At 68.1% G+C, this 13,310-nt stretch carries 11 protein-coding genes; 10 read left to right on the forward strand and 1 reads right to left on the reverse strand.

Going from position 1 to position 13,310, the window contains the following annotated elements; all coding sequences use genetic code 11:
- Positions 1–48: 48 nt before the first annotated feature.
- The 3 genes from AC1DKR_RS01145 to AC1DKR_RS01155 are packed head-to-tail and all read left to right on the forward strand — an operon-like array spanning position 49 to position 2,828.
- Entirely contained in the window at positions 49–1,197 is a 1,149-nt protein-coding gene (locus tag AC1DKR_RS01145; protein ID WP_442243623.1) for an SPFH domain-containing protein, read from the forward strand.
- Positions 1,198–1,221: 24 nt separating this feature from the next.
- Complete coding sequence (locus AC1DKR_RS01150; RefSeq protein ID WP_478030515.1) at positions 1,222–2,571, forward strand: TFIIB-type zinc ribbon-containing protein; 1,350 nt, start codon at positions 1,222–1,224, stop codon at positions 2,569–2,571.
- A complete protein-coding gene (locus AC1DKR_RS01155; RefSeq protein WP_025874461.1) occupies positions 2,568–2,828 on the forward strand; it encodes a hypothetical protein in 261 nt (86 codons plus the stop codon). The genes AC1DKR_RS01150 and AC1DKR_RS01155 overlap by 4 nt, the downstream gene beginning before the upstream one ends.
- A gap of 91 nt (positions 2,829–2,919) precedes the next feature.
- On the opposite strand, the gene AC1DKR_RS01160 is transcribed toward AC1DKR_RS01155, so the two are convergent.
- Positions 2,920–3,702, reverse strand: coding sequence for a CHAD domain-containing protein (locus tag AC1DKR_RS01160; RefSeq protein ID WP_478030517.1), 783 nt, complete (start codon positions 3,700–3,702; stop codon positions 2,920–2,922).
- A gap of 158 nt (positions 3,703–3,860) precedes the next feature.
- Here AC1DKR_RS01160 and AC1DKR_RS01165 point away from each other — a divergent pair, with 158 nt between their 5' ends.
- The 7 genes from AC1DKR_RS01165 to AC1DKR_RS01195 all read left to right on the forward strand — a co-directional run bounded on the left by AC1DKR_RS01165 (position 3,861) and on the right by AC1DKR_RS01195 (position 13,246).
- The gene (locus tag AC1DKR_RS01165) at positions 3,861–6,656 is read left to right on the forward strand and encodes a PAS domain-containing hybrid sensor histidine kinase/response regulator (RefSeq protein WP_478030519.1); all 2,796 of its coding nucleotides are present in this window, start codon (positions 3,861–3,863) and stop codon (positions 6,654–6,656) included.
- A 144-nt stretch (positions 6,657–6,800) separates the two neighbouring features.
- Positions 6,801–7,445, forward strand: a complete 645-nt coding sequence (gene paoA / locus AC1DKR_RS01170) for an aldehyde dehydrogenase iron-sulfur subunit PaoA (RefSeq protein WP_032974655.1) — start codon at positions 6,801–6,803, stop codon at positions 7,443–7,445.
- Entirely contained in the window at positions 7,442–8,398 is a 957-nt protein-coding gene (locus tag AC1DKR_RS01175; protein WP_478030523.1) for an FAD binding domain-containing protein, read from the forward strand. Before paoA ends, AC1DKR_RS01175 begins: the two co-directional genes overlap by 4 nt.
- Positions 8,395–10,596, forward strand: coding sequence for an aldehyde oxidoreductase molybdenum-binding subunit PaoC (gene paoC, locus AC1DKR_RS01180; RefSeq protein ID WP_478030526.1), 2,202 nt, complete (start codon positions 8,395–8,397; stop codon positions 10,594–10,596). The genes AC1DKR_RS01175 and paoC overlap by 4 nt, the downstream gene beginning before the upstream one ends.
- A complete protein-coding gene (locus tag AC1DKR_RS01185; protein WP_478030528.1) occupies positions 10,593–11,585 on the forward strand; it encodes an XdhC family protein in 993 nt (330 codons plus the stop codon). The genes paoC and AC1DKR_RS01185 overlap by 4 nt, the downstream gene beginning before the upstream one ends.
- Entirely contained in the window at positions 11,582–12,178 is a 597-nt protein-coding gene (locus AC1DKR_RS01190) for a nucleotidyltransferase family protein (RefSeq protein ID WP_478030530.1), read from the forward strand. Before AC1DKR_RS01185 ends, AC1DKR_RS01190 begins: the two co-directional genes overlap by 4 nt.
- A gap of 117 nt (positions 12,179–12,295) precedes the next feature.
- Positions 12,296–13,246, forward strand: coding sequence for a cation diffusion facilitator family transporter (locus AC1DKR_RS01195; protein ID WP_478030532.1), 951 nt, complete (start codon positions 12,296–12,298; stop codon positions 13,244–13,246).
- The last annotated feature ends 64 nt before the right edge of the window (positions 13,247–13,310 follow it).

Consider the following 13,310-nt stretch of genomic DNA (forward strand, 5'->3'; position numbering starts at 1 on the left):
CGAGCACGACAGGCGTGGTGCCTGTCCGGCAACTACAGGGAGTGGGTCATGGGTCTGGTACAAGCGGTGAAGGGTGCAGTCGGCGGTGTGCTGGCCGACCAGTGGAAGGACTTCTACACCGTGCCGACCGGCCTGCCGTCCACGGCAGCCCTGTTCGCGGCGGTGCCGCAGGGCACCAATGCCGGGCGCGGTTCGAATACCAGCGGCTCCTCCAACATCATCAGCAACGGTTCGAAGATCGTCGTGCCCGAGGGCTACGGCCTGCTGCTGTTCCAGGATGGCGCGATCACTGCCTTCGTGGCCGAGCCGGGTGGCTACGAGTGGCGCTCGGACGATCTGAACTCGCAGTCGATCTTCGCCGGCGACGGCCTGGTCAGCACCTTCATCAAGCAGAGCTGGGAGCGCTTCAAGTTCGGCGGCCAGCCGGGCTCGCAGCAGGCTGCCTTCTTCGTTTCGCTGAAGGAACTGCCGGACAACCGCTTCGGCACCCAGTCGGAAATCTACTGGGACGACGGTTTCCTCAACACCCAGGTCGGCGCGGTCACTCGTGGTTCGTACACGCTGAAGATCGTGGACCCGATCCTGTTCGTGAAGAACTTCGTGCCGGCCAGCTACCTGCGGCCGGGCCAGGTGTTCGACTTCACCGACCTGGACAATGCTGCTGCCAGCCAGCTGTTCAATGAAGTGGTGGGTTCGCTGGCGCCGGCGTTCAGCCTGTACACCAACGATCCGGGCAAGGGCAACCGCATCACCAAGCTGCAGCAGGATTCGCTGGGCTTTGCGCAGAGCCTGTCGGCCGCCGTCGAACAGGGCTACCAGTGGAAGTCCGATCGTGGCCTGGCCATCGTCAAGACCGCCATCGTCTCGATCGAGTACGACGCCAACACCCGCGAACTGCTGAAGACCGTGCAGCGCGCCGATGCGCTGTCCGGCTCGCGTGGCAATTCCAACCTGCAGGCCAGCGTCGCCCAGGGCATCCAGTCCGCCGGTGAGAACGGCGGTGCCGCCGGCCTTGTCGGCGTGGGCATGGCGTCGGGCATGTTCGGCGCGGGCAACCTGCAGCAGCCGGCAACCCCGGTCGCCCCTGCCGCCGACGACCCGGTAGCCAAGCTGAAGAAGGCCAAGGAAATGCTCGACCTGGGCCTGATCACCCAGACCGACTACGACGCGCTGAAGGCCAAGGCGCTGGGACTGTAAGAAGACGCAGGACGCGCAACCACCATGTCCGATCCCAGAAACACGCCTCCGCCGCTGCCCCGATCCGCTTCAGCACCCCCGCCCCTGCCGGCGGCGGTGCTGGACGGCCCCGGTTCGCCGCAGGATGTTCCTCCCCTGCCCGGCAGCTTCCCGCTGGATACCTCCAAGCTGCCTGAGGCCATCCGCAACGAAGTCGAGGCGCCCGACCCGGTCGCCATCGACACCGCTGCGGCCGAACTGAAAGACGGCCTCAACCGCTGCCCCAAGTGCGGCGCCACCGACATCAGGCCCAAACTGGGCACCGACATCCTGGTCTGCCTGTACTGCCGTCACGAATGGCATGGCGCGCGGGTGGAGGAGGAATTCGGGCTGGGTGAAGCCATCGACCAGTTGCGTGGCACCGTCATCGCATCGGGCGCACGCGATATCGATGCCGACACCTCGGCGCTGATGACCTTCAAGTGCACCGGTTGCGGCGCCGAAGTCACGGTCAACACCGAAAGCACGATGACGGCGCGCTGCCACTGGTGCCGGCATGTGTTCGGCGTGAACGAACAGATCGCCAACGGCGCGGTGCCCGACGCCGTGCTGCCGTTCCATATCAAGAAGGAGGATGCGGTCGCGCGCATCCGCCAGTTCGTCGACAAGCGCCGGATGTTCGCGCTCAAGGCGTTCAAGGAACAGTACACCCCGGAAAACGTGGTGGGCGTGTACCTGCCCTACATGATCGTCGACGGCAATGTCAGCGCAGCGGTGGCTGGCAAGGGTGAGATCAAGACCCGCGAGTACACCCGTGGCACCGAGAAGAACAAGCAGACCTACTACGACGCGGATATCTACCAGGTGGAACGCCAGGTCGATTTCACCGTGGACGACCTGCCGCTGGAATCCTCTGCCGAGCGCGGCAACCTGGACACGCGCGCCAACACCAACAACATCATCAACACGATTCTGCCGTTCGACACCAAGAACGCGGTGAAGTGGAACGCCTCGTACCTGGCCGGGTTCACTTCGGAAAAGCGCAACCTGGACGTCGAAAAGCTGCGGCCGCGCCTGGAAGACCAGCTGCTGTCGATCGCCCGCGCGCAGGTGGAAGGCACGGTGCGCCGTTACGACCGTGGCGTGCGCTGGGAACAGGAGCAACTGGAAGTGCACGGCACCCGCTGGGTGGCCATGTACCTGCCGGTGTGGCTGTATTCGTACCACCAGCCCGGCAAGAACGGCGGCATGCTGCACTACATCGCGGTGAACGGCCGGACCGGTGAAACCATGGGCAGCGTGCCGGTGCAGCAGTGGAAGATGCTGCTGGCGGCGCTGACCGCAGGTACGATCATCGAAGCCCTCGCAATTGCCTTCCTGGTGGCCAGCACATGAGTGATGACAGTGGTCTTTGGTTGTTGGCCGCAGGCCCGGCCGGCGCAACTGCGCTGTACTGGGCGCTGTACCGCTTCTACCGCAATACCGACAAATCGCATTCGTTCGAGCACGAGACCGAGATCGATGCCAAGCCGGTGACCGGCTCGGATCGCCGGGTCGATTCGATCTCGGGCACGCAGGAAAAGCGGATCCGCGGCGACAACGTGTATGAGTATCGAAAGCGGGTGGCGCGGGTGAGCAGCGGAGACGATTGAACGCTCCGCCAGCGCTTCGGGGGCTGGGGCCATCCCAGCCTCCGAAGCAAACCGGGACGTCAGGTGGCCGTACGTCCCGACGCCCCTCGATTCAGTCCGGCGCCACCTCTCCGTTGATCTGCTGCATCACTGAGCGCTTGCCGTCACTGGCAGGCATCGCCCGCACCAGGTTGCGCAGCAGCCGCAGGTCCTGCTGCCGGCCAAGCTCGTCGCTGAGCCGATGCAGCGCCTTGTAACGATGCCCCGAGGCGTGCAGCGACCTGCTGTGCGGCACGTGCAGCTGCAGGTCGCAGGCGATATCCAGTTGCATGCGCAGCCTGCGCACGCGTCGGCGCCAGCGGTGGACCGCCGCGGCACCGCCGTCGCGTTTCGCCCGTGCGGCAGCCTTGTCCACGCGGCGCCAGCTACGCTCAAGATTCTGGCGCAGCGGGCCACGCCGCAGCTGATGCCAGGGTTGAACCGCCAACTGCTGCTGCACCGCTGCCAGGACACGCAGGCGGCGTGCAAACCCCGGGTCACGCTGCAGGGTCGCCTGCAGCAGCCCCTCACGACGCAGGACCAGCATCCGGATGACGCCTTTCCATCGCGGATCGGCAACCCGCTCCTGCAGTTGCCGGGCGACCTCGACCACCACATGCACATCACGGAGGCGGGACAGGCCATCGCTCAGGCGCTTCAATCCCAGGTCGGCAGCCTCGACGTCCAGCGCTGCGTGCTCCAGCAGCGCCAACAGGGACCGCAATCGGCGGATGGCCTTGCGCGCGGAATGGATGGCCGGGTGCGGGTCGGATGCCGACGACAACGCCGCAGCGATCGCGGCACACTCATGCAGCGCTCTCTGGCGAAAGGCCTCGCCGGCTTCTGCTGCGGACATCGATGTTCCCTGCCGGGATGGGAGCCGCAGTGTAGCCTGCGCCCCGTCGGGCACCGGCACCACGCAGCCGTGACGCGGCGCTGCCTAGACTTGCGCCCCTTCGCCCGTGCTGATCCCGCCACGCTGGCGCAGCACCCCTCCTCCCGCTCGAGATCAACGTGACGTCCCTGCCCTCATTTGCCACCCGCGACAGCCGGGCCACCGACAGCGTCAACATGGCACTGGCCGCCGGGGCCATCGTCGGCACCTGGTTCTGGGACGTCCAGGCCGACCAGCTCACGGTCGATGAAGCCCTGGCCCGCGCCTTCGGCCTGGATCCGGCAATGGCGCAGCGGAAACTGCACCTGCAGGACGTACTGGGCGCCGTGCATCCCGAGGACCTGCCCGCGCTGTCGGCGGCGATTGAGCAGACCGTGCAGGCGGGCGGGCGCTTTGCCCACCAGTACCGCGCGCGCGCCACCGATGGCAGCTACCACTGGCTGGAAAGCATCGGCAGGGTCGATCTGGATACCCAGGGCCGCGCGCTGGGTTTCCCGGGCGTGCTGATCGACATCGATGAGCGCCTGCGCGTCGAGGCCGAGCGCGACCAGGCGCAGGCGCTGCTGCGCTCGTTCGTGGAGGCGGCACCGGGCGTGATGTATGCCAAGGACCGGCAAGGCCGGCTGCTGATCGGCAACCACGGCACCACCGAGCTGATCGGCCTGCCGCCGGGAGAATATATCGGGCGCACCGATGCCGAGCTGTTGGGCGACCCCGCCCAAGCGGCGTCGGTGATGGCGACCGACGAGCGCATCATGTCCAGCGGCAACAGCGAGCAGCTGGAGGAGGAAGTGAGCTTCCCCGATGGTCGCCGGGCCTGGTGGCTGTCGACCAAATCGCCGCTGCGCGACGCCGATGGCGCCGTGATCGGCCTGGTCGGTACGTCGCTGGACATCACCGACCGCAAGGCCGCCGAAGCCGAGCGTCGCGATATCGAAGAACGCTACCGGCTGGCCGCACAGGCCACCAACGATGCCATCTGGGATTGGCGCATCGCCGATGGCCAGGTGATCTGGAACGAAGCGCTGGCCAGCCTGTTCGGCCACACGGAGAAGAACACGACCGCGCAATGGTGGCTGCAGCACATCCACCCCGATGACCGCGCGCGTATCGATCACGGCATCCACGCCGTGATAGACGGGAACGGCAGCGGCTGGACGGACGAGTACCGTTTCCAGCGCGCGGATGGCAGTTATGCGTCGGTGCTGGATCGCGGAACGGTCCTGCGCGACGCCGATGGCACCCCGCTGCGGATGATCGGGGCCATGCTGGATCTCACCGGCCGGAAGGCCGCCGAAGCGGCGCTGGCCGACAGCGAAGAGCGCCTGCGGCTGGCCACCGAAGCAGGCGAGCAAGGGTTCTGGGACGTGGACATGGTGCAGGACGTGCTGATCTGGCCGGCGCGCACCAAGGCCATGTTCGGCATCTCCGCCGGTGCGCCGGTGACCATGGACGACTTCCGTGCCGGACTGCACCCGGATGACCGCGCGGCAACCCTGGCCGCGTTCGCCGCCGCCTGCGATCCCGAGCGGCGCGAGACCTATGACGTGGAGTACCGCACCGTCGGCAAGGAGGATGGCATCGTCCGCTGGGTCGCCGCCAAGGGCCGCGGCATCTTCGAGTTCGGCAGGTGCGTGCGCGTGCTGGGCGTGGCCATCGACATCACCGCGCGGAAGGCCGCCGACGCGCGCCTGCAGGAGCTGAACGGGCAGCTGGAGGCGCGTGTTCGGGCCGAAGTCGCCGAGCGCCTGCGGGTGGAAGAGGCGCTTCGGCAGAGCCGCAAGATGGAGGCGGTGGGCCAGCTGACCGGAGGTATCGCCCATGACTTCAACAACATGCTGGCGACGGTGATCGGGCCGCTCGACCTGCTGACGCTGCGCCTCGGCGACAGCGACGCGCGCGCCAGCCGGTACATTGAAATGGCCCTTGATGGCGCGCAGCGCGCCGCCCAGCTGACCCAGCGCCTGCTTGCGTTCTCGCGCCAGCAGCCGCTGCAGCCGGTGGCGATGGATGCCAACCGCCTGGTGGCCGGCATGACCGACCTGCTGGTGCATTCCCTTGGCAGCAGCATCATCCTTGAAACCGCACTCGGCGCGGGCCTGTGGTGGACCCATGCCGACGCCAACCAGCTGGAGAACGTGGTCCTGAACCTGGCGGTCAACGCGCGCGATGCGATGCCCTCCGGCGGCCGATTGAAGATCGAGACCCGCAACCAGCGCGTCGACCTCGACACCGCATCGGCGCATGCCGGCGTGCCTGCAGGCGACTACGTCGTGATCGCGGTGACCGACGACGGCAACGGGATGACGCCGGAGGTGATGGCGCGCGCGTTCGATCCGTTCTTCACCACCAAGCAGGTCGGCCAGGGTACCGGGCTCGGGCTGTCGCAGGTGTATGGCTTCGTCCAGCAATCGGCCGGGCATGTGAAACTCGATTCCGCGCCCGGCAAAGGGACGCGGGTGCAGGTCTACCTGCCGCGGCTGCTGGCCGACGTCGACATGCCCGCTGCCGCATCGGATGACGATGCGCCGACCCTGCACGGTGGGCGCGAGCACATTCTCGTCGTGGACGATGATGCGGCCGTCCGCGCGTTCTCGGTCGATGCCCTCACTGAACTCGGCTATCGGGTACTGGCCGCAGATGGCGCCGCCGGCGCCTTGGCGCTGCTGCAGGCCCATCCGGAGATCGCGCTGTTGTTTACCGACGTGGTGATGCCCGAGGTCAATGGGCGGCAGCTGGCCGAGCAGGCACGCGCGCGCCATCCGCAGCTGAAGGTGCTGTTCGCCACCGGCAACAGCCGCAACGCGCTGGTCGACAACAACGTGCTGGATGCGCAGGTTCACTTGATCGGCAAACCGTTCACCATCGGCGAACTGGCCTCGCGGGTAAGGATCGCGCTGGCCGGCGATGGCTGAAGGCCGCCACGCAGGTTGCGCCGCAGCCGGCAGCGGATGAATGCGCGACCGGGTCATGCTTCACCGCATGCCTACCGCGGCACGGCCATGCTGTCCCGGCATTGAATCCGCCAGCCAGCCTGCCGCAGCCAGCGAGGAGCCACGATGAGCCCACCGTCACACCTTCCCCTTTCGCGCCGGGAACTGCTGAAGTTGAGCGCGGGATCGGCCACCACCATGGCCCTGCCTGCCGTGGTCGCTGCGGCGGAGCCGGACCGGACAGGTGCACGGGCACCGGAACTGATGCAGGTGGACTTCGAGGTGAACGGAACAGCGCGATCGCTGCGGCTGGACACCCGCGTCACCCTGCTCGACGCCCTGCGTGAGCACCTGCACCTGACCGGCAGCAAGAAGGGCTGCGACCACGGCCAGTGCGGTGCCTGCACGGTGCTGGTGGACGGCCGGCGCATCAATGCCTGCCTGACGCTGGCGGTGATGCACCAGGGCGCGAAGATCACCACCATCGAAGGCCTCGGCACGCCAGACCGGCTGCACGCGATGCAGGCGGCCTTCGTCAAGCATGACGGTTTCCAGTGCGGCTACTGCACCCCGGGGCAGATCTGCTCGGCCGTCGCCGTGTTGCAGGAAATCAAGGCCGGCATACCGAGCCACGTCAGCGCAGCGTTGGACGCGCCCAGCGCCTTCACCGCCGAAGAACTGCGCGAGCGCATGAGCGGCAATATCTGCCGGTGCGGCGCCTATTCCAACATCATCGAGGCCATCCAGGACGTCGGGGAGGCCAGCGCATGAGAGCTTTCAGCTACGAGCGCGCCCGGTCTCCCGCCGAGGCGGCAGCGGCAGCGGCGCGTACCCAGGGCGCTCGGTTCATTGCCGGCGGCACCAACCTGCTGGACCTGATGAAGCTGGAGATCGAGACGCCCGCCCACCTGATCGACGTCAACGGGCTGGATCTGGACACCATCGAGCCCACCAGCGAGGGAGGCCTGCGCGTCGGCGCGCTGGTACGCAATACCGATCTGGCGGCCGACCGGCGCATCCGGCGCGACTATGCGGTGCTGACCCGCGCACTGGTGTCCGGCGCATCGGGTCAACTGCGCAACAAGGCCACCACCGCCGGCAACCTGCTGCAACGCACACGCTGCCCCTATTTCTACGACACCGCACAGCCCTGCAACAAGCGGCTGCCCGGCAGTGGCTGCGGCGCGCGCGAAGGTTTCAGCCGGCAATTGGCCGTGATCGGTGCCAGCGAGCACTGCATCGCCACCCATCCCAGCGACATGGCGGTGGCGATGATGGCGCTGGATGCATCGGTGGAGACCGTCCGCGCCGCCGGATCGCGCCGGAACATCGCGCTGGACGCCCTGTATCGCGCTCCTGGCCGTACGCCGCATATCGACACCATGCTGGACAAGGGCGAGCTGATCGCCGCCGTGATCCTGCCGCCGCCCCCGGGGGGCGTGCACGTGTACCGCAAGGTACGCGACCGCGCATCGTATGCGTTCGCCCTGGTGTCGGTGGCGGCGATCCTGCGGCCCGATGGCAGCGGCCGGATCGCCCTTGGCGGTGTCGCGCACAAGCCGTGGCACAGCGCTGCGGCCGATGCGGCCCTGCCGCAGGGCGCCGCCGCCGTGATGTCGGTGCTGCTGCAGGGTGCTGCGCCCACCGCACAGAACGCCTTCAAACTGGCGCTGGCCGAACGCACATTGGCTTCCATCCTGCAGGACGTGAGGGCCGAGGCATGAAATTCGACACCCCTGCAGGTCGCAATCCGATCGATGCGCAGACCGTCATCGGCAAGCCGCACGATCGCATCGACGGCCCGTTGAAGGTCACCGGCAAGGCCACCTACGCACACGAATGGCATGACGCCACCCCGTCCGCCCCCGCCTATGGCGTGGTGGTCGGGGCGGGCATTGCCACCGGCACCGTGACCCGCATGGAGCTGGACGCAGCGCGGCGCTCGCCCGGCGTTCTGGCCATCGTCACCGCCGACACCGCCGGGCCGCTGCATCCGGTCAAGCGCAACGCGGCGCCGCTGCTGGGTGGTCCGAAGGTGCACCACTATCACCAGGCACTGGTGGTGGTGGTGGCCGAAACGTTCGAACAGGCCCGGGCTGCGGCCGGACAGATCCGCATCCGCTATGCCCCGCAGCGCGGCCACTTCGATCTAGCGGAGGCCAAGCAGGCAGGCGCTTCCCTGCAGACGCCGGAGCCCGATGCGCGCGTCGGCGATTTCGAGAAGGCCTTCAGCCAGGCGGCGGTTACGCTCGATGCGACCTACCACACCCCGGACCAGTCGCACGCAATGATGGAGCCGCACGCGACGATGGCCGCCTGGGAAGGCGACCAGCTGACGGTGTGGACCTCCAACCAGATGATCGACTGGGGCCGCACCGATCTGGCCCGCACCCTGGGCATCGCCAAGGACAAGGTACGGCTGGTGTCGCCCTACATCGGCGGCGGCTTTGGCGGAAAGCTGTTCCTGCGCTCCGATGCGCTGCTGGCCGCGCTCGCCGCACGCGCTGCCAAGCGGCCGGTGAAAGTGGCCCTGCAGCGGCCGCTGATCGCCAACAACACCACGCACCGCCCGGCCACGCTGCAGCGCATCCGGCTGGGCGCAACGCCGGAGGGAAGCCTGACCGCCATCGGTCACGAATCATGGTCGGGCAACCTGCCAGGGGGCTCGCCGGAGGAAGCGGTGCAGCAGACCCGCTTGCTGTATGCGGGGCCCAACCGCTTGGCCGCACTGCGCCTGGCCACCCTCGACCTGCCCGAGGGCAATGCCATGCGCGCGCCGGGCGAAACGCCGGGACTGATGGCGCTGGAAATCGCCATGGACGAAATGGCCATCAAGCTCGGCCTGGACCCGATCGAATTCCGTATCCGCAACGACACCCAGGTCGACCCGTCCAATCCCGAGCGCCCCTTTTCACAGCGGCAGCTGGTGCAGTGCCTGCGCACGGGCGCCGAACGGTTCGGCTGGCAGCGGCGCAGCGCCACCCCGGGCGCCGTGCGCGATGGACGCTGGCTGGTCGGCATGGGCGTGGCCGCAGGCTTCCGCAACAACCTGGTGATGAAATCCGGCGCACGCGTCCGCCTGGCCGCTGATGGCCAGGTCACCGTGGAAACCGACATGACCGACATCGGCACCGGCAGCTACACCATCATCGGCCAGACGGCCGCGGAAATGCTCGGCGTTCCGTTGCAGCAGGTCACGGTCAAGCTGGGCGATTCCCGTTATCCCGTGGCTGCCGGCTCCGGTGGCCAGTGGGGCGCCAACAGCTCCACCGCGGGCGTCTACGCCGCATGCATGGCACTGCGTACGAAGGTCGCGCAGGCGCTGGGAATGGACCCGGCGGCAGCGCAGTTCGAAGCCGGCAAGGTGACCGCAGGGGGCCGCAGCCGCGCCCTTGCCGATGCCGCTCAGGCCGGCGAGCTGGTGGCCGAAGACAGCATCGAGTTCGACACGCTGCAGGAGAAGTACCAGCAGTCCACCTTCGCCGCGCATTTCGTCGAGGTGGGCGTGGATGTGGCCTCGGGCGAAAGCCGGATCCGCCGCATGCTGGCCGTGTGCGAAGCCGGCCGCATCCTCAACCCGAAAACCGCGCGCAGCCAGGTGATCGGCGCGATGACGATGGGCATCGGCGCAGCGCTGTCGGAGGAACTGGTGGTGGATCGGCGGCTGGGGTTCTTCGTCAATCACGACCTGGCCGGCTACGAAGTACCCGTACATGCCGACGTGCCGCACCAGGAGGTGGTGTTCCTCGATGAAAGCGATGCGGTGTCGTCGCCGATGAAGGCCAAGGGCGTTGGCGAGCTGGGCCTGTGCGGCGTAAGCGCGGCAGTGGCCAACGCGGTGTACAACGCGACCGGAATCCGCGTGCGCGACTATCCGCTGACCCTGGACAAGCTGCTCGCCGGCCTGCCGGACATCGCATGACCAGTGCGCTGCACCCTGCCCCGTTGGATCTGGACGGCGGCAACCCGCGCCCGGTGCTGCAGGCCGCAGCCGACGCGGCGCGTACCGGCCGCGCGGCTGCGTTGGCAGTGGTGCTGCAGACGGAAGGGTCCAGCTACAGCCGCGCGGGCACCTGTGCGCTGTTCGAACCGGGTCGACAGGTGGGCTGGCTGAGCGGCGGCTGCCTGGAACCGGAGCTGGCGCGACAGGCCGCCAACGCGGTGGATGCCGGGCGCATCGCATGGATGGAGATCGACAACCGCGACGACGCTGCGCTGTTCTCCGGCAATGCCACCGGATGCCGGGGTCGCCAGTGGCTGGCACTGCTTCCGTTGCCGCAGCTCGGCGGCATCGAACAGCTTCTCGATGCGTGGCTGCAAGGGCCGCACACGCTGCACCTGGCACTGCAGGCCGATGGACGGCTGGACGCCCGCTGCGCCGGCTTCACCTTCACCCGCACGGTGCCCCCGGCCGCCCTGCAGCCGCTGGACGGCAGCCACCGCTGGCGGCTGCAGTGGCACCGGTCGCCTGTCGTGCACGTGCACGGAGCAGGCCCGGAGGCCGCGCTTCTGCTACCCCTGCTGGACCATCTGGGCTGGTGCGCGCATGTTGAGGAACCGCGACCCCGCTGGCGCGAGCACCTGCCCCTTGCCGCTGGTTCGTATTCTTCTTCAGCTGCCGCCGGCGCGGCCGATGCCGCACTCGTGATGCATCACAATTTCGAGCTCGACCGTGACGCGCTCGAACGGCTGGCAGGCTCGCGCGTGCCCTTCATCGGGCTGTTGGGGCCACGCCGTCGCAAGGACGACCTTTTCAGCGTACTGGATACCCATACGCGCCGTGCGCTGGAACCGCGCCTGCGCTCACCGATCGGCCTGCCCCTGGGCGGACGTGGTCCCGAAGCGATTGCCTTGAGCATTGCCGCGCAGCTGCAGGCATGGCGGCACGGAACGCCCCTGGCCACGCCATGACCGGGCATGCGGCCGTGGTGCTCGCAGCCGGGTGCAGCCAGCGCCTGGGGCAGCCCAAGCAGCTGCTGCGCGCGGGCGGAGAGACGCTGTTGCGACGCAGCGTGCGGCTGGCGCTGGAAACCTTGCCGGACACGCTGGTCGTGGTACTGCCCCAGCACCCACGCTTCGAAGAAGAACTCCACGGCCTGCCGGCACAGTGGCTTCGAAATCCCAACCCTGGACTTGGCGTCGGCGGCAGCCTGTCGCTGGCCGCTACGCACGTGTACAGCGCCGCCAGGGTGCTGGTGATGATCTGCGATCAACCGACGCTGCGCGTGGAGCACCTGCGCGCGCTGCTGGGCGCGGCAACCGCTGCACCGTCCGGCTGCGCCGCCACGGTACTGGGCGACACCATCGGCGTGCCGGCGGTGGTGCCGGGCACTTGGTTTGCCGGCACAGGACTGCAACCTGCAGACGGGGGATTTGGCCGGCGGCTGCGGCAGACCGAGGGCATTGCGCGCTGCTCCGGCGCCGGGCTGGAATGCGATATCGATACACCCGAGGACCTGCGCCGCGCGCGCGCGCTCGGCTGGCTGGATCCTGCGTCCGCCTGAGGGCGGCGGCGACAGTTGAACTGGCCCGACCGCGCTGCGCGGGCGCTCGGCATACACGCTGCGCGGACGCTCCGCCGCGCAGGATGGTGCGCCCGCTACCTGCCAGCATTCCCGCACATGGCCGCACCCTCAGGCTCCCGCCTTGTCATCTACGCCGCGCTGGCCGGCAACCTCGCCATCGCCGTTGCCAAGTTCATCGCCGCCGGCCTGTCCGGCAGCTCCGCGATGCTCAGCGAAGGCGTGCATTCGCTGGTCGATACCCTCAACGAGGTGCTGCTGCTGTACGGCCTGCGCCGTGCCGAAAAGGCTCCCGACACCCTGCACCCGTTCGGCTACGGCCGCGAGCTGTACTTCTGGAGCTTCATCGTCGCCCTGCTGGTCTTTGCCGCCGGCGCCGGGGTGTCGGCCTATGAGGGCATCCAGCACATCCGCCAGCCGGAACCGGCCACCAACCACGCCATCAGCTACAGCGTGCTGGGCATCTCCATCCTGTTCGAAGGTGCTTCATGGTGGGTTGCGCTACGCGAATTCCGCCGCAGCAAGGGCTCACTGGGATACTTCGAGGCGTTCCGCCGCAGCAAGGACCCCTCCACCTTCACCGTGTTGCTGGAGGACAGTGCCGCCCTGCTCGGCCTCGGCTTTGCCCTGGTCGGGTTGCTGGCCGCGCAGCTGCTGGAAATGCCGGTGCTGGATGGGGTCGCCTCGCTGTGCATTGCCGGTGTGCTGGCGCTGACCGCGTTCCTGCTCGCGCGCGAGACCAAGGGCCTGCTGGTGGGCGAACCTGCGCACCCGGCCGTTGCCCAGCGCATCATGGCGGTGGCCGTGAACGATCCGGACCTGCGCCGTGCCAACGGCGTGACCACCATGCAGATGGGCCCGGACCAGGTGGTGGCGATGCTCAGCGCCGAATTCGAGGACGACCGCACCACCCCACAGATCGAAGCCTGCATCACCCGCATCGAGGGTGCGGTGAAGCAGGAGTTCCCGGAACTGGTGGCGCTGTTCGTGAAACCACAGACACCGGAGGTCTTCGCCACGCGGCGCGCGGCGCTGGCTGAACCGGAGTGAATCGATGGCGGCGGCTTCACCCGCTCCACGCCACACTGACGCAGGCTTGGGAAGCGAGCACTGC

The sequence above is a fragment of the Stenotrophomonas sp. 01N47 genome, assembly GCF_056399165.1.